The sequence below is a fragment of the Colwellia meonggei genome (genome assembly GCF_057537295.1).
In genome coordinates this window covers 653,067-677,720 of sequence record NZ_BAAJLZ010000001.1, presented here as the reverse complement: position 1 = coordinate 677,720, position 24,654 = coordinate 653,067, and the positions used below count along the sequence as shown (strand labels likewise).

Genomic DNA, 24,654 nt, shown 5'->3' with positions numbered 1-24,654 from the left:
CTGATTACTGGGTCATCGCGATAACTTCAGGATGATGAATAAACTCATCCAGTTCGTCTTGAGCATTTGGAAACTGTGCTCGATATTGCTGCAATACGGCAATGGCGTTTGTCATTGCCAATCGAGTTTCATCAGTAACTTGCGAACTTTCAACATCGGTATGACTCACAGAGCTAGAAATCTGCTCACGAATAAAATCCATATCAATTCTTTTGCCCGGACATGACTTACTTGTACGATAACGAGAAGATATGATCTCGTTGTCGGCGAGTATGTTTAATTCCCTATGCCCAATAACCTTGCTCACAGGAATAAAAAACTCCGACATTAATTTTCCAACGAGTCGATATAAGCTTTCATACTGCGCGGGTGTAAAGTCATTAATATCGCCATGACCGATACAGCAAATTCCCAGCGAACGACTATTTAAACCAAGAGCATGAGCGCCAGACTTATTAATTGGCCGACCATTTTCAACCGTGCCATCAGCTTTACTATTGTGTTTATTATTTATAATGACAAAATGATAACCAATGCCTGACCAATTTCGATCTTTGTGCCATCGGTCAATCATATCTCGGTCACAATTATTACCATTAAAAGCCGCAGTATGAACTACAATATATTCTGGTGTCATAATCAATATCCTTAAATTGCTAAACCAACAAATTTCCTTAAACCACACTTCATTTTGATTACCTCAACTACGCGAGGTACAAATGCTAATAGTGAGTTAGCAAACCGTCAGAACAACATATTAGACATAGCATACTAATAACTTTAGCTATTGATTTTGATGAGAGAGGTGAGAGAAGATTTGATTTGCAATATTGACAACAACTCAAATTTTGACGTTTTTGTTGAGAAATTCTGCCGTCACTTTCGTAATTGCCTATCACCCGCGTTTTCCAACCTCCATGTGGCTTTCTACCTAGAGGTTAGTAGGTTTTTTATGCATAGCAATTTTAAACGCTAGAATAGATAAATTAGAAAAGACTCAAAACAAATATCTTGAGTCTTTAACTTTTACCATATGCCTTTTAAAATTTGATAAAGCTTATCTAGGTCATTATTCATAATCAGCAATTAGCTGTGTGCCGATTCCTTGTCCTGTTACCATCAAGTAGTGCCAACCAGAACTAGGGTTGTTAATGATTAAATTTTCCTCGCTAACGCCAGTGGTAACTGCACTGTTTTGATAATTATTGCTACTAGGCCAGCCTGCCGCTGATTGGTAAATACTGGCATCGCCAACACCACCTTGTGTAGAGATTGTTAATGAATTTTGCCCACTAGCAACGTAAATAGCCATATAAACAGTTTGGCTACCTAAACACACAGCTTGATTATCTTCTAAATTACCTCGGGTAATTGCTGATTGAGTTTCACATGCATTAGTATTGCCTGCTCCACCGCCGCCTGTCCCGTCATCAAGTGTCCAACTCGCTGTTAAACTTACATTATCAAATACTCGATTTCCGTAAGGATTGCCCATTACGTACCAAATGCCCTGCTGAGGAGTTGCAACATTAACGGTTTCATTATTCCCGCCTTTATAAGGTCGATAATCCCAGTTGTTTAATGTTGCTTCACTACCAGCTTTCACATAAAGATCAACATCCCCAGTACCGCCAGATGATTGAATAACCAGATCGCTGGCATTCACAGGAATATCAAAGCTGTAAGTTGGTTTCTCTGCGCCATCGGAGTTAATCGTTATCGTTTGACCATTAGTTAGTACATTGTCATCAGGTTCAAAAGTAGCATCCTCTGTACTTTCTACCGTTTGTAACCAAGTAGCAAATTGAGTATCTAAACTTATACCTATATTATCCAAAATGGTGTTGTAACCCGTAAAGTCGCCGACTCTAAGCTCTGACAAAATGTTGTCAACATATCCCGATTGCTCTTCAAACATAAAACGTACGGCTAGATAACCCCATTTATAAATACGCGTGGAATCATGGTCATCGTAATTAGTGCGAAATAATTCGCTTAATTTATAAGTATTCTTACGAGCTTCAGCAATAGCTTCATCATCAAATTTTTTCTTTGCAATATACTCTGCTATACCTTCACCCCACCACACAGAGTCATGGGCATTAAAATCTCTAAAGCTGCCATAAGTATTGAACCTGCCATCTAAATAATGCACATACTCGTGGTTTAAATTCCATACTTTAAATTCGGGTAACAACCATGCCGCTTCATGTGCAAAAAAACGTGGAATATTGCCAACAACCGATGGGTCACCTTCTAAATATTGGCCACCGTTATCAACACTATTACCGAATATATTGTAAGAAAAACGCTTATATTGATCGGTATTGTTATAAATAACGAGTTCTAATGTTGAGTTATTATCATCTGCAACAGGCGTGTTATTCGTGTTTAATTTTTCATGAAAGTAACTTTCTCGCACTGCGAGTTCATTACAAACTTCCGCAAGTTGCGCATTGCTTAACTCTTGCGCGCGAATTCTTAACGTAGCACTACAAGAGTGTGTAATAGGCAAAATTGTAGCTTCTAATTCTGCTTTGTAATTACATGTATTGTAAAAGCTGCAATTATTCGGCTCATAATAATTAACTTGATTAATTACTTTAAACCAAGACTTTGACGCCATATCTGTCATGCTTGTCCGCGTTAAAAAATCTCTGATATCATTTTGTGCTTGCGTACGAGTTAGACCTGTATATTTAAGCATTCGACCAAACTCTGAAGCAACGTCGTTGAATTGTGCTTCCTGTGCATGACCAACCATTGAAGTATTGTTTTTCAGAAACTGATCCATAGCATTAATTAGTTTCTGGTCAGCTTGAACGGCATTAATAAACTCGGCATCGTCTTTTGCACGATATATATAAATTAATGATTTAGTAAACCAGTTTTGAGCATTTGCTCCCCATTCCTTTTGATAACGCTCCAATAAACCAATTACTTGCGGCAAATAACGATAACGATCTGTGACATCAGTGGTATACATCAAAATCATAGCTTCTTTCGCTAAAAAAGCATGGGTTTCATCAGTGTTATAATAATGCTGATTCGCAGCTAATTCGTTCAAAAAATTAGCAATTGCTGCATTAACCGCCGAACTGTAATTACCAATAATTGCCGTATTTGCAGACTGCTCTTGTGTCCAACGACCAGCTCGTAAATAAGTTAAGAAATAACGTAGATTATTTGAAGAGCTGCCATCGTAAGCCTTAGCAAGTATCGCTGCTTCGTTGGCAATATCAATCATGGCACTTTCTTTAAAAAGTGCCTGCATATTCACTGACTCAGTAGACCAAATGTTATCTTCATAACACTGATATTGAGTTTCTGACTTCATTAGGTTAGCGCGTTCCATCCCAGATACCGCTGCGAGATCAGTTGTAGTAATACATGCATTTACCGCAGCTTGATTCATACTCGGACTAAACGAAAAGCTTTCTTCCAATGTTTGATCAATTGACATAACAGGTTTACTTAAGTCGCGTGCACTCACGTCTTGCTCGCGAATATCAACTTCAACCTCAGTTAAAGTACTAGGCTTATGATCATGTGCCATTCGGATTTCATTATTAACTATTGTTGCTTCAGCAGCAAAAGTTGCTGATACCGCTAAGAATAGACTCGTTAGTTTCATTTTACTTCCCTTCAAATTTATTGTGCGTTTTATTATTTATTAGATTTATTACGCCGAGGGCTCTAATTAATAATCAAGTGGTGTGCTATAACCATTTAAAAATTAAGAAAAAATCAGCGTGTATTTTTTAAACACAATCATTTTATATTGTATACAATATATCCAGTCAAGTTTTCTTAACGACCTAAAACCACCAACCACTTAAGTTTCGTCAATTGAAAAATATTAAATTTTCGTTAATCTATTGTTAAATAAGGAAGTAATCGAATGAATGGAGCATATATGCAAATGTAATAACAAAGTTAGCTAAGTAAGAATTAATTAGCATATGAGCAAAAAATTATTTGTTTTTGAGTAGTTAATTAAATAAAGAAAGGGCTATTTTGAGTTTTAAAGTATAAAAATGTAACTAGCCATATATTTAAATAGAGGATTAACAATTCTAATTTTCAACCAGCAAAAAGCTACCTTGCTCTTTTACTCGAGATTTCATATTTTCAAGGCGAGCATCAACGCCACCTAACATTTGACTGAAACGCTGCGTTGTTGCAATGTCTGCTAATATCGGTTCAACGCCTACTTTCCAAGCTTGAACCCAACCAGCATCTATAGCACTTTGAAAAAAACTAAACGCTTCATTTTCATCATTTTGCAACGCCTTTACTAACGTCATATTATAAAAAACTTCTGGATTATTATTACTATTTGAAATTAGTTGCAGTAAATATTCTTCATAATCAGCAATTAATACCTTAGCTTTTTCAAGTTGCTCAATTTGCTGGTATGCGAACGATAAATGTAATACGGCTTGACCATCAAGCATGTGGTAAAAGAAATTGTTATGCTCTACTTGGGTGCTTTGTAATTTCTCATACGCAGTCACTGCCTGTGCATAATTTTCCTTGTAATACGCTACTTCGCCAGTAATATAAAAGTTCATTGCAGGTCTTGAGTCATCAAAATTGACTTGTTCAAGCAATGACATTGCCTGTTCAGTATCGCCTTTACTGGCAGAAAATCGCGCTTGCAGAAAAATGATTTCAGCCTCAGAAAATAGGTTTGCATGCGTACTCAAATAAGCAAACCATTGCTCTGTATCACTCTGGTTGTTCAAGTCCATATTAGCCCATAATAAGCCTTTAATCGCACTTTTATTGCCAGCATCGACTTGTAATGCTCTCTCATACATTTCCAACGACTCGTCGAGCCTACCGCGAGTTTTTAGAATATCGCCAGCTAAATTATATGCACCAGGATAATACGGATCATTGGCTATAATTTGTGAAAATAAAGCCATTGCTTTACCTTCGCTCCCCTCTTGGTAATAACACCAAGCAACATTATACGCGGCCACCGGAGACTGAGGATCTAACTCAAAAGCTTGTTCAAAAAGTTGGTGAGCAGAAGAGATATCACCACGATTTCGAAACAAAGATCCGTACCACATATAGGTCATGGCATAATTAGGGTTTAAAGCAATCGCTTTTTTAAACGACAGCTCCGCTTTTGCATCATCAATACCACTTAGTAATAAGCCTTTTGAAGCATGGGCATCAGCAAGCTCTGGTGCTAACGCTAAAGCTTTTTCTATTGCTGCCTCAGCACTTCTAGTCGCCTCGTCTTCAGCCAATGTGCCATAAAGTGCTAATAAAATATTTGCATTAGCAACACCAACATAAGCTCGTGCATATTCAGCATCAGCTTCAATAGCTGTCTTAAAATGGATTAAAGCTTTGGTTAATGATGCTGCTGTACGATGTGAAAGTTCGTTTTGGCCTTTACCGTAAGCAACCATAGCGTCAATACTATGTGTGCCTTTCTCATGATTTTTATTTGTTTTTTGACCTAATAGTGTGAGCTTTAATTTATCAACCACGGCATTAGCTATTTCATCTTGGATTTGAAAAACATCGCGATATTCGCGGTCATAAGTTTCAGACCAAATATGCTCACCCGACTCAACATTAATTAACTGCGCCGTGACTCTAATTTTATTAGTTGTATCATTTTTTCTTATGCTCCCTTCTAAAATTGTTTTAACACCTAATTCTCGGCCAATTTCTGGAATCGTTTTCTTGGTAACATTTTTATAAGCGAATGACGAAGTACGTGCCGCGACTTGTAGTTCAGAATTTTTTGCTAATAAATTCAATAACTCTTCAACCATGCCATCAGCAAAATATTCATCCTCAGGGTCGGAACTTAAGGCAACAAAAGGCAAAATGGCGATGGACTCTTTACCATTTTCATCTACTGTTTTTGATAATAATTTATTGCTAGGAGGTGCAGGCTTAGACGATGCTTCAAGTACAACGTCTGGTGTCGAAAAAAATACTTGGCTAAGCAGTGTCACCGCCAGCGCTAAGGCTAAACTCCCAGCTACAGTCAGCGTAGTTCTTAAATTAACTTGTTTACGGCTTTCATCTACTGGCGATTCAGACTCTTCTGCTCGCACTATGCCGCGACTAGTAAAGTTAAATAACCACGCAAAAATTAAGCTAACAGGGAAACCAAAAATAAAAATTTTCAGTAATAAAGTCATAACACTATCGGGTAGGCCAAGCGCAGGTACAGCGAGGTCGGCAATTTGAATTAAAGGCCAAGCAGAAACAGCATATATTGTCGCGACTTTAAATACTTGTCGCTGCTTTAATTGCGCTAAAAACTCTTCCAATGCCCTTCCTTGATATTAAGCATTATAAAACACCAAAGTTACTAATAACGTTAAGTTCGCAACTCATTTATTTGTAATTCACCTTAAGTATACAAAATTAAGCTGTTAATAAAAGTGTTAAAAATTAACAAATTATTAATATTAATCAGTTAGCTCTACTCTATTGATAATACAAAACGCTAGTTAAAGCCCTTCTAAGCCGACAACTAGCACATAACATTACAACTAAGATATATGATTAATTACAAGCGGTTCACTTTAAAACTAACCAAATCATAAGCAGCACCCTACAATAAGTCGCAGTTAACGTCATTAAGGTTTAGATACCTATTAAACTAATTAGCTTTATATTCACTTAATGGTCACTGTCGATAAGAGATGAAGAAATTGAAGCTGATAACTAATATCTAATTAAATTTCAGGCACAAAAAAACCAGCGCTAAGCTGGTTTAGTATTTCAATATTTTTAATAATATATTGAAATGGTACCGGAGGACGGACTTGAACCGTCACGCTCGAAAGCAACGGATTTTGAATCCGTCGTGTCTACCAATTCCACCACTCCGGCGACACAGTGACTTCGCTAATGTGAAACATCATTGAAGAGGCAGGCATTATACGAAAAAACTCAGGCTAAGCAATAGTTTTTCCTTGATAATAGTGCAACTGATGTTTATTTATTCACATTACTAATGAACTTACTGGCTTTAGCTCTGCTTCTAGCCACTGGCGAGCATCGAAGTTGTTATCAAAGAAGGCGTGTTTAATACCAGCAGCACGATATAATTTCGTAAATAGACTTTCTGTCAATAGTGCTGTCGTGCAATGCGCAAGATTCAATGCCACAGCTTTTGTATTGCCTTGGCGAATAAAGTTTAAATGATATTCAAGACCAGCTTCAACACTAATAGCCTCGCCTTTAGGCGTAATCAGTATTGCATAGTTATTGATATCAACTTTTGATACGGCGATCCGTAATTGCTCATGTAAATAATCCAAATACTCAATATTCCATGGGCCTTGTGCCTCAATCAGAATTAAGTTGTCTTCTATGACTATATCCAACGTACCGTGTCGGGAAAAAATGGTCATTATTAAACCTCCCTGTTTATTAATCTATCAGCCTTATTTGTGATTAAACTATAAGCCTAGCTGTGATTGAGCATCGTTATAATCTATGAAATATCACATCCCACATATACTTTTATATGTGTTTTGCTACACTAGCGCAAATTTTTTCAGTGAAATACTTATGTCATCTACTACTCATGAAACATTTCCTCGTGCAGGATTTCGCCGCCGCATAGCCTCATGGCTCTACGATGGTTTAATTGCCATTGCTGTTTATATGACCGCAGGTGCCGCTTCATTTCTACTGATTTCTTTATTCGTGCATTTTGGTGTTTTTGATCTTCAAGGTTATCAGCATTTAAGCGACACCATTACCAATACTCCTTGGTTACTTTGGCCTAATGAATTTTGGAAGCTTGCCTGGGTCGGCTTATTCTTTGTTTGGTTTTGGTCAAAAAGTGGTCAAACGTTAGGTATGAAAGCTTGGCGTTTACGTGTGCAAAATCAAGACGGTACTCGCATTAGTAAAAAAACGGGTGCAAAGCGTTTACTACCCACTTTATTGGGCTTAGGAAATTTTGCAGTTCTGTTTGATCGTAAAAATAAACTGAGCTTACAAGACCGTTTAACAAATACCGAGGTGGTACTGCTCACTTTAGAAGCAAATCGAGGCAGATTGTAGAACTTTATCTCCCAAATAGTATTAGGCTACTTGGGAGCTTACAGCGTAATTAGCTGGCGCGTTTTTTCAAAAAATATAACGCAACGGAAACAAATATAACACTTGGCATAAAGGCGCCCAAAATAGCAGGTAATTGATAAACTAAGCTTAATGAACCTAATACTTCATTGACAATGAAAAACAATATACCAGTTGCGACCCCCATCATAATTCTTGCGCCCATTGATACAGAGCGCAATGGACCAAAGATGAATGATAGTGCTACCAATAACATCACGGCAAGGGTAATTGGCTGGGCTATTTTACGCCAAAATGCTAATAAGTATCGGCTGGGATCTTGTTTATTGGCTTCAAGGTAGTCCAAGTAATCATTTAATCCACGTAATGAAAGCGATTCAGGTTTTACCGTTACCACACCTAACTTGTCAGGTGTTAATGTTGAGGTCCACGACATTAATGGCTGACTTTGTTTGATTACTTTTTTCTCAGTTATTGTTGTTTCTACAACATCACGCAATTGCCATGCATCTTTTTGATAAACAGCACTGTTTGCGGATACCCAGCTGGATAACTTCAATTGCTCATCAAAACGATAAATTTGAATTTCTTTTAACGAGCCCTGATCTTGTACTTCACCAATATGAACAAAGAAATCACCATCTTTAGCCCAAGTTCCTCCGGTAGAAGAAATTAAACTACCACCAGAAATAGCTTGTGCACGTACTTGCCTAGCAGCCGCTTCACCTTGTGGTGCTAGCCATTCACCTACCGCCATACTAACAATAATGAGTAATAATGCTGATTTCATAACAGATTTAATAATATCAAGACGTGACAAGCCAGCGGCTTGCATAACAACCAACTCGCTGTTAGTTGCCATCATACCCATACCTATTAAGCCACCAATCAATGCCGACATTGGGAAAAATAACGAAACATCTTGTGGAATAGCATAAAGCACGTAAAGCGCTGCATGCGCAAGATCATAATTACCCTTGCCGACAGATTTCATTTGTTCAACAAATTTTATAATGCCACTTAAGCTGACAAAAACAGCTAAAGTAATAAAGGTGGTTGAAGCAATAATACGGCCAATATAAAGATCTAAAATACGCATTATACGGCCGCCTTGTTAGCTTTTTTTGGGAGTAGTGATTTTAATTTCCGACCACTTTTCCTACTTTTCACCAGCAAACTAGAACCTAATATCAAAACAATTAAATGTACTGGCCATAGCCCAATTAATTGCGGAACCGTGCCCTTTTCAATACCCGATCGAATTGCGGTTAACAATAAGAAATAACTCAAAAATAATAATATTGCCGGTAACATTTTACCAAACTTACCTTGACGTGGATTCACCACACTTAACGGCACTGCCACTAAGGTCATAATTATACAGGCCAATGGAAATGCAATGCGCCACTGGCTCTCTGCGCTAGCTTCGGGTGTATCTTCTTGAAACAGCTCAGCACTGGGGATAGCACTTAACTTACGTCGTTTATGAGCAACTTTTTGGTCTTGAATTTGAATATAGTATTTATCAAACGCTACTTGGCGAAATAGCTTATTCTCAATATCATTTTGGTAACGTGTCCCTTCAGACAAAATCAATCGTTGTGTTCCTGATTCATCTTCTACAACTTGCCCGTTTTGTGCGTACACTAAGCTTGAGTCGATAACACTTCTAGTTGATTTATCTTTATCAGGTAATTGCGCCACAAAAACTTTTTCAAAGGTATTATCTTCACGGTTTTTATCATGAATAAATACTACAGCTTTCTTATTACCTGTGGTTTGAAAGCGACCTGCAATTAATGAACTTAAGCCTGAGTCTGCCGCTATTTGCTCTTTAATTTGATACTCATATTCATTAGCCATTGGTGATAAATACAAAGTAAACATGCCAGTGATCAGTGCTGTAACTACACCTAAAATCAGCGTTACTCTCACCACATACCATTCGCTGACACCACAAGCATGCAAAACAGTCATTTCATTTTCAGCGTAAATTCGTCCGTACGCAAGTAATACACCAAGGAAAAAACTTAGCGGTAAAATCATACCAGCAAGATCAGGTACTTTTAGCGCAATAAATGTCATTACTAAATGCCCTGGAATACCACCTTCTGAGGCATCATCTAGTACACGAACAAATTTATTACTGATAAATATCGTCATAATAACGAGAAATACCGCAATTTGGGTTTTAGCAACTTCTTTAAGCAAATAACGAAATATAATCACACAGTGATCCTATAAAAACTTTCTTTAAAACATGGTTTTTTTCTGACATACCGGCATTTTTTCAGTAAACTTGTCATTTTTAGCAATAAATTAAATGTAAGCTTAACGGGTAATGCTGTGCAATCCAGCTATAATTATAGCCTTTAGCCGAATACATTTAAAAGTAAGCTTAGCGATTATTTACTGTTTTTAGCAAGCTAAATAGTATATTTTCAATAAAATATACGCATTTGAGTCAAATTAGGAGACCTCATGGAGTTCAGTGTAAAAAGTGGCAGTCCGGAAAAACAACGTAGCGCCTGTATTGTTGTCGGTGTTTTCGAACCACGTCGTTTGTCGGCTATCGCTGAGCAACTCGATGAAATTAGTGAAGGCTATATCAGCAATTTGCTACGTCGTGGAGACTTAGAAGGTAAATCAGGGCAAATGCTTTTATTGCACCATGTACCTAACATTCTTAGTGAACGCGTACTTTTAGTTGGCTGTGGTAAAGAGCGTGAACTTGATGAACGCCAATACCGTCAAATCATCAGCAAAACCATTAACACCTTAAATGAAACAGGTTCGATGGAAGCAGTATGTTTCTTATCTGAATTACATGTAAAAGGCCGTGATACTTATTGGAAAGTACGTCAAGCAATAGAAGCTACCCAAGATTGCTTATACAGTTTTAATAGCTTAAAAACGGTAAAAGAAGAACCTCGTCGCCCATTACGCAAAATTGTATTTAATGTACCGACACGACGTGAGCTACCGATCGGCGAACGTGCAATCAACCACGGTTTAGCAGTTTCTGAAGGTATCACTACATGTAAGAATGTTGCCAATATGCCGCCAAATATTTGTAACCCGGCATATTTAGCTGAACAAGCGCAAATACTTGAAAATGACTACGACAATGTCAGTACACAAATTATTGGTGAGCAAGAAATGGAAGAGCTTGATATGGGTTCGTACCTAGCCGTAGGCCGAGGCTCTGCTAATGAGTCACTCATGAGCATTATTAAATACAATGGTGCTGGTGATGATTCAAAACCAGTTGTATTGGTGGGTAAAGGGCTAACCTTTGACAGTGGCGGAATTTCCTTGAAACCCGGTGCTGGCATGGATGAAATGAAGTATGACATGGGTGGCGCTGCCGGCGTTTTAGGAGCAATGCACTCACTGGCGGAGCTTAATTTACCAATTAATGTTATTGGCGTTTTGGCTGGCTGTGAAAATATGCCTAGCAGCAACGCATATCGCCCTGGCGATATACTCACAACTATGTCAGGTCAAACAGTTGAAGTATTAAATACTGACGCTGAAGGTCGTCTAGTTTTGTGTGACGCACTTACCTATGTAGAGCGCTATGACCCTGAACTTGTAATTGATGTAGCTACCTTAACTGGTGCATGTGTTGTTGCTTTAGGCGCACACGCTACGGGCTTACTAAGTAGCCATAATCCGCTGGCTCACGAATTATTAAATGCTTCAGATCAAAGTGGCGATCGCGCATGGCGACTACCATTATGGGATGATTATCAAGAACAGCTTGAAAGCCCGTTTGCTGATTTTACCAATTTAGGTGGTAAAGAAGCTGGCACCATTACTGCGGCATGTTTCTTAGCTCGTTTTACTAAGAAATATCATTGGGCACATTTAGATGTTGCTGGCACTGCATGGCGCGGGGGTAAGAACAAGGGTTCTACCGGTCGCCCTGTTAGTATGCTTACGCAATTTTTATTAAATCGTTCTGGTGCTGAGCAAGGCGAATAATTTACTAAACTGATACGTGGAATAACGTCATGCAAACCCAAGCAATGTTCTATAGCATTGAAGCGCAAAGTAAAATAACAGGTGTAGCTGAACAGCAATTACACCTGCACTATGCGTGTTTGCAAGCGGCTTACTTTTATCGCCAAAATCAGCGAGTATTTATATATACTCAAAATCAAGAAAATGCTCATAACATCGATGAAATGTTATGGGCATTTGATCCTGATAGCTTTGTACCCCATAACCTTATCGGAGAGGGGCCAAAACAAGGTGCTGCTGTTGAAATAAGTTGGCAGTCACCAACAAACCGCCGCGCGGTTATAATCAATTTAACTAGCGATGTGCCTAACTTCGCTAACCAATTTTCACATCTGATAGATTTTGTTCCAGCCGACGAAACCCTGAAAGAGCAAGCACGCAATCGTTTTCGTACTTGTCGTCAATGGGGTTTTAATATAGCTCATCAAGTAGCTAACGCCCAACAAACTATCGATACTACAAGTTAAAAATCTTCTGACGGAAAATCTGATGGAAAAAACATTTACCCCTTCTGACATTGAACAATCCCTCTATAAAAGCTGGGAAGAGCAAGGTTACTTTAGCCCAACAGGCGAAGGTGACGGTTACTGTATCGCGATTCCACCACCAAATGTCACTGGTAGTTTGCACATGGGGCATGCGTTTCAACAAACCATCATGGACACTTTAACGCGTTATCAACGCATGCAAGGCAAAAACACCTTGTGGCAAACCGGTTGTGATCACGCGGGTATTGCCACGCAAATGGTTGTTGAACGCAAAATAGCAGCGGAAGAAGAAAAAACCCGTCATGATTATGGTCGTGACGCTTTCATTGACAAAATTTGGCAATGGAAAGAAGAGTCTGGTGGCACTATTGGCAAGCAAATGCGTCGACTAGGTAACTCAATTGATTGGTCGCGCGAACGTTTTACTATGGATGACGGCATGTCAGAAGCTGTACAAGAAGTATTTGTACGCTTATTTGAAGACGATCTAATTTACCGAGGTAAGCGCTTAGTTAACTGGGATCCTAAATTCCATACCGCCATCTCTGATTTAGAAGTAGAAAACAAAGACAAAAAAGGCCACATGTGGCATTTACGCTACCCACTTGCTAACGGCGCAAAAACAGCAGAGGGTAACGACTACTTAGTTGTTGCAACAACTCGTCCAGAAACCATGCTAGGTGATACCGGCGTTGCCGTAAACCCAGAAGACCCACGCTATAAAAACTTAATTGGTCAACATGTTTTACTACCATTAGTAAATCGCTTAATTCCAATTGTTGGCGATGAACATGCCGACATGGAAAAAGGCACAGGTTGTGTAAAAATCACTCCAGCCCATGACTTTAATGACAATGAGGTTGGTAAGCGCCACGATTTACCTTTAATTAATATTCTTGATAAAAATGCAGCTATTTTAGCGACTGCTGAAGTTTACAATACCAATGGTGAAGAATCAGATGTTTACAACACTGACTTGCCAAGTGAATTTGCTGGCATGGACCGTTTTGTCGCTCGTAAAGCTATTGTTGCTGCGTTTGATGCACTAGGTCTATTAGTTGAAGTTAAAGAACATGACTTAGTTGCACCATACGGTGATCGTTCTGGTGTCATTATTGAACCATTATTAACCGACCAATGGTATGTACGCGCTGCACCACTGGCAAAACCAGCCGTTGAAGCTGTTGAAAATGGTGACATTGAATTTGTTCCTAAACAATATGAAAACATGTACAACGCTTGGATGCGTGATATTCAAGACTGGTGTATATCTCGCCAACTTTGGTGGGGGCACAGAATTCCAGCATGGTATGACGATTCAGGCAAAGTTTATGTTGGCCGCAGCGAAGCTGAGGTGCGTGAAAAGCACAATATTGCTAGCGACATCACCTTAAACCAAGACAACGACGTTTTAGATACTTGGTTCTCCTCAGCTTTATGGACATTCTCAACACTGGGCTGGCCAAACAGTATGGAAGATTTAAAGAAATTCCATTCAACTGATGTACTAGTAACCGGCTTTGATATTATTTTCTTCTGGGTTGCCCGTATGATCATGATGACCATGCACTTCATTAAAGATGAAAACGGTAAACCACAAGTGCCATTTAAAAAGGTTTACGTTACTGGTCTTATTCGCGATGAAAATGGCGATAAAATGAGTAAGTCAAAAGGAAATGTTGTTGATCCATTAGATATGATTGACGGTATTTCTTTAGAAGACTTACTCGAAAAACGCACTGGTAATATGATGCAGCCACAATTGGCCAAGAAAATTACCAAGCTGACTAAAAAAGAATACCCTGATGGTATTGAGGCCCACGGTACTGACGCGTTACGCTTTACGTTAACGTCTGTGGCATCGACTGGCCGCGATATTAGTTGGGATATGAAACGCCTAGAGGGTTACCGTAACTTTACCAATAAGCTATGGAATGCCAGCCGCTATGTCATGATGAATACTGAAGAGTATGATTGCGGTAAAGCAGAAAATTCTGAGATGGAGTTTTCATTAGCAGATCGTTGGATTCAAGGACAATTTCAACAAACAGTTAAAACCGTACATGAAGCGTTTGATACTTTCCGATTTGATATAGCGTCACAAGCGCTTTATGAGTTTACGTGGAATCAATTCTGTGACTGGTACTTAGAGCTAACTAAGCCGGTATTATTCAAAGGAACTGAAGCACAACAACGTGGTACTCGCCATACACTAGTTAATGTATTAGAAAGTTTGCTACGCTTAATGCACCCTATTATGCCATTTATCACGGAAACGATTTGGCAACGTGTTACACCGCTTACTCGCTTTGAGAAAACGGGCGATAGTATTATGGTGCAAAGCTTCCCTCAGTTTGACCAAAGCTTATGTGATCAAACCGCTATTGACGACTTAGAATGGGTAAAACAGTTTATTGTTGCTGTTCGTAATATTCGTGGAGAAATGGATATTGCCCCAAGCAAGCCGTTACCTGTACTATTAAAAAATGTTAGCGCAGAAGATCAGCGTCGCTTATCAGACAATGAGCAATTTATTAGTGCGTTGGCTAAATTGGAAAGCATTACTGTTTTAGCTGACAATGATAATGGCCCAGCTTCTGCCACCGCCGTAGTTGGAGATTTATCATTATTAATCCCTATGGCAGGCTTAATTGACAAAGATGCAGAATTAGCACGCTTAGACAAAGCCATTGATAAGCTTACAAAAGATGCTGACCGCGTTCGTGGTAAACTGAACAATGAAAATTTTGTTGGTAAAGCACCTGAAGCAGTTATCAACAAAGAAAAAGCGAAGCTAGCTGAAGCTGAGTCAACCTTAGCTAAAATGGTTGACCAGAAAGCGCAAATAGCAGAAATGTAAGTACTTTGTTAAAAAAACACCTTAAAAGCCAGCATCTTAGCTGGCTTTTTTTTGTCATAAAAAAGTAAAGTAATCTTCATTTTTTTTAGAGATTCCTGATTTTTATTGTGGTAACATGTTTTCGCGTTGAGTTTTTGCGTTTCGGGAGAAGGAGAGATCTTCAAGTCTTTAGACTTATAGGTCAGCCTAGACGCTTTAATATGTGTTACTGGAAACCTTTCTCTGTCTGTACTTTAGGTAGAGGGCATTTACTCCGTATATGGCCATTTTGGCTAAACTTTAATTTTTGACCTGCGAGAAATGTTGGTATGTCTGATACAGTAACTGGTAAAGTAAAATTTTTTAACGAATCAAAAGGATTTGGTTTCATCGAGCAAGAGAATGGTCCTGACGTGTTTGTTCACTTCAGCGCAATCTCTGGTGACGGTTTCCGCACTTTGACTGACGGTCAAGCGGTAACTTTCAGCGTAAAACAAGGCCAAAAAGGTCCTGAAGCTGAAAACGTAGTTGCATCTTAATTTAAGAGTGCATATTTACCTTTAGCGTTTGTTAAAGGTAACATAAAAAAACGAAACCTATGGTTTCGTTTTTTTGTTTTTATCAGCATAATATTTATATTTCACATTACTTGTTGATATGGGGCTCTATTAATTCCACCATAGCGGCAATATGCATATCGTCGTCATTTAACGCTGGAATATAATGGTATTGCTCACCACCAGCACACATAAATATTTCGCGGTTTTCATGTACCAGCTCTTCCAACGTTTCTAAACAATCAGCACTAAATGCAGGGCTAATTATTGCCACGTGTTTATTGTTTTCCGCTAAGCTAGCTAAGGTTTCATCAGTATAAGGCTTAAGCCATTCAGCCTTTCCAAAGCGTGATTGGAAGGTCATAACGTAATCATCATCACCCAAACCTAACTCAGCTGCCACCAAACGCGTGGTTTTATGACTAAAGCAATAATACGGGTCACCTTGCTCTAGAAAGTACTTAGGCATGCCATGATAAGAAAATACTAGTTTGTCTGGTTTACCATGAACTTCAATATGCTTGCTGATGCTCTGCGCCAATGCTTTTATATATAATGGTTGGTCATGATAGCCACTTTGAAAGTGAATGCTTGGGATCCAACGCCAAGTTTTAATTTTGTTAAACACCGCGTCAAATGTAGAGCCAGTTGTTGGGCCACCATATTGCGGATACAAAGGCAGCACAACAATGTTGTTTACCCCTTGCTCTTGAAAATTTTCTAGGACACTACTGATTGATGGATTGCCATAACGCATAGCAATATCCACCATAACTTTATCACCATATTTTTCAGTTAGCATTTGTTCAACTTTCACTTTTTGTTGTCGGCTAATAACTAACAACGGCGAACCTTGTTCGGTCCATATGCTTTCGTATAATTTCGCTGATTTTTTTGGTCGAACACGCAAAATAATGCCATGTAAAATGACTAACCAAATCAGCCGAGGTATTTCAACCACACGAGGATCAGACAAAAATTCACGTAAATATCGACGCAATGCACCCGCTGTTGGGCTATCTGGCGTACCAAGATTTGTTAATAGCACCCCTGTTTTTGCTGTGCAATCATGAATTTTTTTGCTTTTTCCTGCATACCTTGACATAACGTTTCTCTACAAAATAGTGTTAACGGCGTTAACAAAAACTTCTGAATCCGGTGTTACTCGGCTGTTAAAGTGCTTAATGGTCTTGCCATCAGCGCTAACTAAATATTTATAAAAATTCCACTTAGGTGCCGTCGTTTTATCGGCTAACTCTTGAAAAATAGGGTGTGCATTGCTACCCCAGACATGTACAGGAGAAAGCATATTAAAAGTAACACCATAATTTACAAAGCAAATATCGGCAGTATCTTTCTCATCATCTTCTTCCTGAAAAAAGTCATCTGAAGGAAAACCAATAACCACCAACCCTTGGTCTTTATATTTTTTATGTAATGCTTCAAGTGCAGTAAATTGCGGCGTAAAACCACAATGGCTGGCAGTATTCACAATTAACATTGGCTTACCAGCGGTTAACGCACAAAGATCAAGCATTTCCTTAGCATGCAACTTTTTCTCGCTGTGCTGCATAAACGACAAGCATTGTGGCGTGTTTGCTTGATCTTTTGCATAACTATTAAATGAAATTAGCGCAATAAATGCGATCAGCATCAAGGTTTTCATGAATTTCCTTATTAAACGGTTTCTCGCGCTATATTATCGTAAATATCAAAGCAAAGGAATTTCCCGTACTTGCAATTAATACTTTCACTCTATAAATATTAATACTTAGCTATTATTTGATTAAATATCATCATGTTACTTTATGCCGAAATTTAATCGTATAGCTGTTAATCGGGCCGGAAAAACTAGCCTTTATAGAATGATATAGTATCATAGCGAGTGTTTAGTGCGATCAAAGTCAAAATATAGTGACATAAGTCAAATCCTAATCGCATTTATTACGCTATTATCACCCCATATCGCAATACATCAGTTAAGTGGATAGGTTTGTCGAATTTAAACGTAAAAGTTGAAACAACAACACAGGCTACAGAAACGTTATTAAGTGCTCGTGATTTAACTTGTATTCGTGAAGAACGAGTATTATTTGAAGCGCTCGACATTAATATTCTTGCTGGCGATATCGTTCAAATTGAAGGCCCTAACGGCGCTGGCAAAACTAGCTTACTTCGCATTCTTGCCGGTTTGTCGCGACCATACGACGGCACCATTTACTTTCAAGACCAAGCAGTTGCGCAGCAACGAGAAAATTTTCACCAGAACTTACTTTATTTAGGGCATCTACCAGGCGTTAAAGGTGAAATGACCGCCCAAGAAAATTTAGAGTTTAATTTGGCATTGCATGGGTTAAATGCTGATTGCGCTGAAGAAACACTGGCAGAAGTCAACTTGTTAGGTTTCGAAGATGCTCTCGCGTCACATTTAAGTGCCGGTCAGCACCGCCGTATTTCTTTAGCCCGTTTATGGCAAAGCCAGCATAAGATTTGGATTTTAGATGAACCGTTTACCGCTATCGACAAACTAGGGGTAGAAAAGTTAGAACAATTATTTGTGCAGCATGCCAACAATGGCGGCTGCGTTATTCTTACCACGCATCAAGATTTATCATTACCCGCTGAGCGAGTAAAGAAAGTCAAATTAGCTTATCGTTTTTATTAGGGTAATCATTTATGACACAACTTTCTTATCGCGCCGCCTTTTCGTTAATTGTAAAAAGAGACTTGATGATCGCTTTTCGTCATCGTGACGATATCATTAACCCGTTATTGTTTTTCATCATTGTTGTCTCTTTATTTCCGCTAGGTATTGGACCTGAAAGCACAACATTATCACGTATAGCACCCGGCATTATTTGGGTAGCAGCATTATTATCCACCCTACTTTCACTCGATAGGTTATTTAAATCTGACCATGCTGATGGTTCATTAGAACAAATGCTTTTAAGCCCGCACCCAGTATTTATCTTAGTTATTGCCAAAATTTTTGCTCATTGGTTATTAACCGGCTTACCGCTGATTTTAATCGCGCCTTTACTTGCTGTGTTACTACATTTACACGAGAGTAGTTATGGCGCCCTAATGCTAACGTTACTATTGGGAACACCAGTATTAAGTTTATTAGGTGCCATTGGCGTTGCTTTAACTGTCGGCATTAAAAAAGGTGGCGTATTATTAAGCTTACTGGTGCTGCCGCTTTACATTCCGGTACTTATTTTTGCTACCAGCGCAATTGATACCGCAGCAATGAACTTACCTTATAACGGCCAACTTGCTATAATCGCGGCAATATTTTTTGGTTCGTTAACCTTAGCCCCTTTTGCTGTAAGTGCAGCACTGAAAGTGAGTACAAATTAATATGATGTGGAAATGGCTACACCCTTACGCAAACCCAGAAATTAGCTATCACTTTGCCGGTAAAATTTTACCTTGGTGTACACGTTTAGCAGTAACTTTCTTATCGGTTGGCTTAGTTTGGGCATTATTGTTTGCCCCTGCTGATTATCAGCAAGGTGATACCTTTAGAATATTTTATTTGCATGTACCCGCAGCCATGTTGTCGATGGGCATTTATTTAGGTATGGCAATAGCTGCTTTATCAAGTTTAGTTTGGCAACTAAAACTTGCTGATGCGTCAGCTGCCGCTATGGCACCAATAGGTGCAACATTCACCTTTATAGCACTCGTTACTGGCGCTGCCTGGGGTAAACCTATGTGGGGCACCTGGTGGATATGGGATGCTCGCTTAACGTCAGAACTAATATTACTATTTTTATACTTAGGGGTTATTGCCTTACATAATGCTTTTGAAGACAAAAGTTTAGCAGGAAAAGCCGCAGGTATTTTAGCACTTGTTGGTGTTATCAATTTGCCAATTATTAAATACTCGGTTGAATGGTGGAATACACTTCACCAAGGTGCAACAGTCAGCAAGTTAGGTAAGCCAGCAATGACAGCTGATATGTTTTGGCCGTTTTTAATTTGCTTCTTAGGCTTTGCATTTTTGGTTACAGCCTTAATTTGTGTTCGATTTCGTACCGAGGTATTAAACCGAAATAGCATGCGCCCTTGGGTACGTGAACTAGTTGCAAAAGAGGAGAATACTCATGCAGTTTGATAGTTTCAGTGCCTTTTTAGATATGGGAGGCTATGGCTTCTATGTTTGGTTATCGTACGGTGTTAGTATTTCAGCATTGGCTTTGCTAGTTATTTCCAGCATCAGTAGTCACAAAAAAGTTAAACAGCAAATTGTTCAGCGACAAAAGCGTGAGGCGAAATTACGCCAAGCAGCTGAGCAACAAAAAGCACAAAACCAGCCCAATGCTGAACAGTTATAAAATTTAAGAGGTAAAAATATGAATCCCCGTCGTAAAAAACGATTAACCATCGTCTCTTCCATCATCATAGGCTTAGCAGTTGTCGCAGGTTTTGTGTTGTATGCATTAAGTCAAAATATCGATTTATTTTACAAGCCTTCTGAGATTTATAATGGCAAAGAAGATACAGGTATCAAAGCTATTAATGGCCAACGACTACGTATTGGTGGACTTGTAGTACCCGGCAGCGTGCACCGTGATCCAGAGAGTTTAAACGTTAGTTTCAAATTGGCGGATATGAGAATGCCGATTAGCTTTTCAGAATCAGATCCTATGGTTACTGTTACTTATGAAGGGATTTTGCCTGACTTATTCCGTGAAGGACAAGGCATTGTGGCTAATGGCACACTGGTTCATGGCAATACCATTGAAGCAAGTGAAGTACTAGCTAAACATGACGAGAATTATATGCCAAAAGAGTTAGCCGATGAAAAAGGCGAAAAGCATGTAAAACCTGATTACAGTAAAGCGCAATTAGATCCAAATAACTAATAGCGATTTAGTAAGTCAAACTTTAATAAGAGTTAACAAAAACGAGCTATTATAGGCTCGTTTTTTGTGTTTTCTTCTAAAACCCTTCAAATTAACTTAGTAAAACAAGAAACTAAAAGCTCAATAAACAGCTAGGTTGTCGCCAATAAAGATTTGTCAGCGGTAAAGTCTAAGTAAAAAAAAGCCCTGAGAAATTTCAGGGCAAAGATACTCTTAAACTTGTATTGTTAACTAAAGGCAAGTAACTACCATGATCTTAATTTATGCCCCTTTAATGCATAGTACAAAATAAACAAGTAACAGGGTAAACCAACAACATAAGCTAACTGCGTACTATCAAGCCACAAAGACAACTTACCAAATATTAAAGGTAAAATTGCGCCACCTGAGATGCCCATAATCAATAATGCTGAACCTTGTGCTGTGTGCTTGCCAAGTCCATCAAGCGCTAGTGGCCAAATTGACGGCCAAACTAAAGCATGCGCTAAGCCCATTAAAGCCACAAATGTCACCGTATCAGGTAGCACCTGAATGCCGCTCCACCCCCATAGAATATCAGCAATTAATGTCGACTCTGTTGACGAAAACATAATGCCAACAATACAAATTGAGCCTGCAATTGCAGAGCCAATAAGTGCCTTTTCTTGCGAGATATACTTTGGAATACAGGTTACACCGATGATATAGCCAAGTACCATAAATACCATGGTATATGAGGTTAATCCTGAGAAGTTAGGAACCGAAAGTGATGCACCATATAAACCAATGGTGTCACCAGCAATGACTTCAACACCAACATAAGCAAATAAAGCAATAGCACCTAAAATTATTTGTGGGTACTGAATTATGCTAGTTTTATCGCTATCTGTTGCATCATCTTCATTTTCAAAATTTAATTCAGGTAGCGCAGAATATTTAACTAAGGCGATCAGCGCGATTAAAATAACAGCCATAATAATATAAGGCTGAACCAAGCGCCCTGATAATTCCGCTAGCTTTTCTGATTTAGTCACTTCGTCTAGAGTTGCTAAGTAGCTTTCTGAAAAATCCCCCATGCCTGACAATATAAGTACAGTAAAAACAATAGGGACAATAACACCAGCACTTTTATTAATTAAGCCCATAATACTAATACGCATGGCGGCACTTTCTTTAGGGCCGATATGAACAATATAAGGGTTTGAAGCCGTTTGAAGAATTGTTAACCCCGTTGCTAAAACGAATAAGCCAACGAGGAAAAACAAGAAGTTGGCACTTAACGCTGCTGGAATATGTAATAAAGCACCAACAGCCATTATAAGTAAACCTAGCGCCATACCGTTTTTATAACCGGTTTTTCGTAAAACAAACGACATGGGTAATGCCATTACCGTGTAGGCAATATAAAACGCAAAAGTTACAAATAATGCTTGGAATTCATTTAGCTCACAGATCACTTGCAAAAAAGGGATCAAAGAACCATTTAACCAAGTAACAAAACCAAAAATAAAAAACAATATGCCAATTATGGCCATAGGTAATACGCTGCTGCGCCGTTGCTCTGTGATCGTCATTTCCATAATTCCCTCATTATCTTTGTTATAATTGCTAAGGTATGTAGATATTTATACTTTATTTTTCAATAATATGTTCACATTTTATAAATGCATTCACCAGCAAGCCAAGTTGATTTAACACCGAGCTCATCATTAAGCTCAACAAAATCAGCACGCATTCCAGACAGTAAGCTTCCGTGTAGCTCAGCATTAATAAATGTCGCAGGGTAGTTTGAAGCCATACGCAAGGCTTCATCAAGTGGTAAATTTAAATGCTTATGGGCATTTTTAACTGCTGTCGCCATATCAAGCACGGAGCCTGCCAATTCACCTGTACTCGAAGTCAGTTTACCGTTTTCTAGATGGACATGACGATCAAAAAAAGCAAAGTCCTGTGCGTCAGTACCAACTGGTGGCATTGCATCTGTTACCAAAAACACTTTGCCGGCAGGTTTCGCTTTCAACGCAAGTTTACAACTAACGTAATCAACATGATGACCATCAACTATTAAGCCACACGCTGCATCATCATTCATTAATGCGCAGCCAGTAACTCCCGGCTCTCGCCCTTGTAGAGGTGACATGGCATTAAATAAGTGAGTAAAACCTATAGCACCAGCATCAAGAGCCTGCTGTGCCTGCATAAAGTTAGCATTAGTGTGACCAAGGCAAATGCTGATACCTGCCGCTTTCATGCGCTCTATATCTTGTAAACTTACCGTTTCTGGCGCCAAAGTTACCAATACGTTACCAATATCTTTTCGCTCTAATATTCGCCATTCCTCGTCACTAATGGCGCGAATAAAGCCAGCGCTATGAGCGCCCTTTTTAGCCACAGATAAATGCGGACCTTCAAAGTGAATACCGATAATACCAGGTAACTTTTCTGCTATTGCGGCAGCAATGGCATCTGCGGCTTGTGTCATAACATCAATTGAGTCAGTAATAAGTGTTGGCAACATTGCTGTTGTGCCGAACTGTGCGTGTGCAGCCATTATTGATTTCAAACCAGCAACTGTTGGTGCAGCGTTAAACAATACGCCACCACCACCATTAACCTGTAAATCGATATAACCCGGTACAATGAGTCCTTGCAAATACTCATGATAATCACTGGTGTCATCATCAAAACCTGTGATGAGGCCATCAGTAATTATCATGACCTTATTATCTTGATAGCTTGTACCATCAAATAAGCGATCTATGCGCACTCTGAACATAGTCATTATACTGTCCGAGTTACTTTCTTAAGGCCCTTGGGCTCATCGGGGTTGAAGCCTCTCGCTACAGCGACATAGGCGACATCTAGATAAAAGCGCTGTAAAACCACTAATGGAGCTAATCTTGGGTGCACGCCAACATCAAGTTGCTGTAATGCAACCACTTCTGCTCCACGTGATTTCATTTCATTAATTTGTTGTTCATGTACATTCGCGCTTTCATCTTTTACCTGACAATCTAAAATAGCCAACCCTTGCTCAACTAGAGTCGCCGGCCCATGCAAAAATTCTGCGCTAGAAAAAGCCTCTGCATGAATACTGCTAACTTCTTTTAATTTCAATGCCATTTCTTTGGTAATGGCGTAACCCAAACCTCTGCCCAGCACCACCATATTTTTTACGTCTGAGATTGACTCGGGAGTTAATTGCGCAGGTGTATTAACTATGGCTTGCATTGCTGTAGGTAAAGACGAAAGTGCTTTAATAAGATCAGTATTCTCGGTCCAGTAAGCGGTCAGTTGCAATAATGCAGATAAAGTTGCCAGATAACTCTTAGTGGCTGCTACTGAAACTTCTTCACCTGCTTTAAGTGGCAAAACATCATCAACAATATCAGTTAGCGGAGAGGTTTCATCATTGACTAGCGCAACACAATACGCTCCAGCCGCTTTTGCCATTTCAGCCTGCGCGATAATGTCAGGACTGCGACCTGACTGTGAAATAACAATCACCAGAGCTTGCTCAAGTTTAAGTTGTTTACCATAGACACTAGAAACAGATGGAGCAGCAGCAAAGGTAGGTACACCAGCTTCAATTTCAATTAAATATTTCCCAAAAACGCCAGCATGATCAGATGAACCTCGGCCAATTATCATCACCATTTTAGGATTCAATTTACGTAGATTTTCACCAATAGTGTGCGCCAATGCTTGGTTCGATTTAAGCTGCTTAGCGATGACACTGGGTGCCTGTTTCGCTTCTAGCTCCATAATTGTATTTGTGACGTTTACTTGAGTCATAGTATTACCTTATATGCGCT

General features: G+C 39.1%; 21 protein-coding genes and 1 tRNA gene. 10 read left to right on the top strand and 12 right to left on the bottom strand.

Annotation, left to right across the window (positions count from 1 at the left end; genetic code table 11):
* Positions 1–4 precede the first annotated feature (4 nt).
* From AC27E9_RS03010 to AC27E9_RS02990, 5 genes are all read right to left on the bottom strand, one after another.
* A complete protein-coding gene (locus AC27E9_RS03010) occupies positions 5–637 on the bottom strand; it encodes an N-acetylmuramoyl-L-alanine amidase (protein ID WP_487127121.1) in 633 nt (210 codons plus the stop codon).
* Positions 638–1,069: 432 nt separating this feature from the next.
* On the bottom strand, positions 1,070–3,634 hold the full coding sequence (locus AC27E9_RS03005) for a M9 family metallopeptidase (RefSeq protein WP_487127120.1): 2,565 nt from the start codon (positions 3,632–3,634) through the stop codon (positions 1,070–1,072).
* Between the two features lie 442 nt (positions 3,635–4,076).
* Entirely contained in the window at positions 4,077–6,308 is a 2,232-nt protein-coding gene (locus AC27E9_RS03000) for a tetratricopeptide repeat protein (RefSeq protein ID WP_487127118.1), read from the bottom strand.
* Between the two features lie 483 nt (positions 6,309–6,791).
* Positions 6,792–6,876, bottom strand: a tRNA-Leu gene (locus AC27E9_RS02995).
* A 113-nt stretch (positions 6,877–6,989) separates the two neighbouring features.
* Positions 6,990–7,400 carry a hypothetical protein gene (locus AC27E9_RS02990; protein ID WP_487127116.1) on the bottom strand — a complete coding sequence of 137 codons (411 nt, stop codon included), beginning with the start codon at positions 7,398–7,400 and terminating at the stop codon, positions 6,990–6,992.
* A gap of 160 nt (positions 7,401–7,560) precedes the next feature.
* Between AC27E9_RS02990 and AC27E9_RS02985 the strand changes: the two genes are divergently transcribed.
* Positions 7,561–8,061, top strand: coding sequence for an RDD family protein (locus tag AC27E9_RS02985; RefSeq protein WP_487127114.1), 501 nt, complete (start codon positions 7,561–7,563; stop codon positions 8,059–8,061).
* Between the two features lie 49 nt (positions 8,062–8,110).
* On the opposite strand, the gene lptG is transcribed toward AC27E9_RS02985, so the two are convergent.
* Complete coding sequence (gene lptG, locus AC27E9_RS02980; protein ID WP_487127112.1) at positions 8,111–9,178, bottom strand: LPS export ABC transporter permease LptG; 1,068 nt, start codon at positions 9,176–9,178, stop codon at positions 8,111–8,113.
* Positions 9,178–10,308 (bottom strand): LPS export ABC transporter permease LptF, encoded by a 1,131-nt coding sequence (gene lptF, locus AC27E9_RS02975; RefSeq protein ID WP_487127110.1) that lies wholly within the window; start codon positions 10,306–10,308, stop codon positions 9,178–9,180. Before lptF ends, lptG begins: the two co-directional genes overlap by 1 nt.
* A gap of 252 nt (positions 10,309–10,560) precedes the next feature.
* On the opposite strand from lptF, the gene pepA reads away from it, so the two are divergent.
* From pepA to AC27E9_RS02955, 4 genes are all read left to right on the top strand, one after another.
* Positions 10,561–12,066 (top strand): leucyl aminopeptidase, encoded by a 1,506-nt coding sequence (gene pepA, locus AC27E9_RS02970; protein ID WP_487127108.1) that lies wholly within the window; start codon positions 10,561–10,563, stop codon positions 12,064–12,066.
* Positions 12,067–12,095: 29 nt separating this feature from the next.
* Complete coding sequence (locus tag AC27E9_RS02965; protein WP_487127106.1) at positions 12,096–12,572, top strand: DNA polymerase III subunit chi; 477 nt, start codon at positions 12,096–12,098, stop codon at positions 12,570–12,572.
* Positions 12,573–12,594: 22 nt separating this feature from the next.
* Positions 12,595–15,453, top strand: a complete 2,859-nt coding sequence (locus AC27E9_RS02960) for a valine--tRNA ligase (RefSeq protein WP_487127104.1) — start codon at positions 12,595–12,597, stop codon at positions 15,451–15,453.
* Positions 15,454–15,761: 308 nt separating this feature from the next.
* Positions 15,762–15,971, top strand: coding sequence for a cold-shock protein (locus tag AC27E9_RS02955; RefSeq protein WP_487112275.1), 210 nt, complete (start codon positions 15,762–15,764; stop codon positions 15,969–15,971).
* 106 nt (positions 15,972–16,077) lie between these two features.
* On the opposite strand, the gene hemH is transcribed toward AC27E9_RS02955, so the two are convergent.
* Both hemH and AC27E9_RS02945 read right to left on the bottom strand, forming a co-directional pair.
* Complete coding sequence (hemH, locus tag AC27E9_RS02950; protein WP_487127102.1) at positions 16,078–17,094, bottom strand: ferrochelatase; 1,017 nt, start codon at positions 17,092–17,094, stop codon at positions 16,078–16,080.
* 9 nt (positions 17,095–17,103) lie between these two features.
* Positions 17,104–17,655, bottom strand: a complete 552-nt coding sequence (locus AC27E9_RS02945; protein WP_487127100.1) for a glutathione peroxidase — start codon at positions 17,653–17,655, stop codon at positions 17,104–17,106.
* A gap of 327 nt (positions 17,656–17,982) precedes the next feature.
* Here AC27E9_RS02945 and ccmA point away from each other — a divergent pair, with 327 nt between their 5' ends.
* Genes ccmA through ccmE form a run of 5 tightly spaced genes read left to right on the top strand, consistent with a single transcriptional unit; the run spans position 17,983 to position 20,860 of the window.
* The gene (gene ccmA / locus AC27E9_RS02940) at positions 17,983–18,654 is read left to right on the top strand and encodes a cytochrome c biogenesis heme-transporting ATPase CcmA (RefSeq protein WP_487127098.1); all 672 of its coding nucleotides are present in this window, start codon (positions 17,983–17,985) and stop codon (positions 18,652–18,654) included.
* Positions 18,655–18,665: 11 nt separating this feature from the next.
* On the top strand, positions 18,666–19,349 hold the full coding sequence (gene ccmB, locus AC27E9_RS02935) for a heme exporter protein CcmB (protein ID WP_487112282.1): 684 nt from the start codon (positions 18,666–18,668) through the stop codon (positions 19,347–19,349).
* A 4-nt stretch (positions 19,350–19,353) separates the two neighbouring features.
* Positions 19,354–20,109: a heme ABC transporter permease gene (locus tag AC27E9_RS02930; protein ID WP_487128271.1), complete on the top strand. Its 756-nt coding sequence runs from the start codon at positions 19,354–19,356 to the stop codon at positions 20,107–20,109.
* Positions 20,099–20,329: a heme exporter protein CcmD gene (gene ccmD / locus AC27E9_RS02925; RefSeq protein WP_487127096.1), complete on the top strand. Its 231-nt coding sequence runs from the start codon at positions 20,099–20,101 to the stop codon at positions 20,327–20,329. Before AC27E9_RS02930 ends, ccmD begins: the two co-directional genes overlap by 11 nt.
* Positions 20,330–20,347: 18 nt before the next feature.
* Positions 20,348–20,860 carry a cytochrome c maturation protein CcmE gene (gene ccmE / locus AC27E9_RS02920; RefSeq protein ID WP_487127094.1) on the top strand — a complete coding sequence of 171 codons (513 nt, stop codon included), beginning with the start codon at positions 20,348–20,350 and terminating at the stop codon, positions 20,858–20,860.
* A 245-nt stretch (positions 20,861–21,105) separates the two neighbouring features.
* Here the strand turns inward: ccmE and AC27E9_RS02915 are convergent, their stop codons facing one another.
* From AC27E9_RS02915 to nagB-II, 3 genes are all read right to left on the bottom strand, one after another.
* Complete coding sequence (locus tag AC27E9_RS02915) at positions 21,106–22,419, bottom strand: sugar MFS transporter (RefSeq protein WP_487127092.1); 1,314 nt, start codon at positions 22,417–22,419, stop codon at positions 21,106–21,108.
* A gap of 71 nt (positions 22,420–22,490) precedes the next feature.
* Positions 22,491–23,621 (bottom strand): N-acetylglucosamine-6-phosphate deacetylase, encoded by a 1,131-nt coding sequence (gene nagA / locus AC27E9_RS02910; protein WP_487127090.1) that lies wholly within the window; start codon positions 23,619–23,621, stop codon positions 22,491–22,493.
* Complete coding sequence (gene nagB-II / locus AC27E9_RS02905; protein WP_487127088.1) at positions 23,621–24,634, bottom strand: glucosamine-6-phosphate deaminase NagB-II; 1,014 nt, start codon at positions 24,632–24,634, stop codon at positions 23,621–23,623. The genes nagA and nagB-II overlap by 1 nt, the downstream gene beginning before the upstream one ends.
* Positions 24,635–24,654 lie beyond the last annotated feature (20 nt).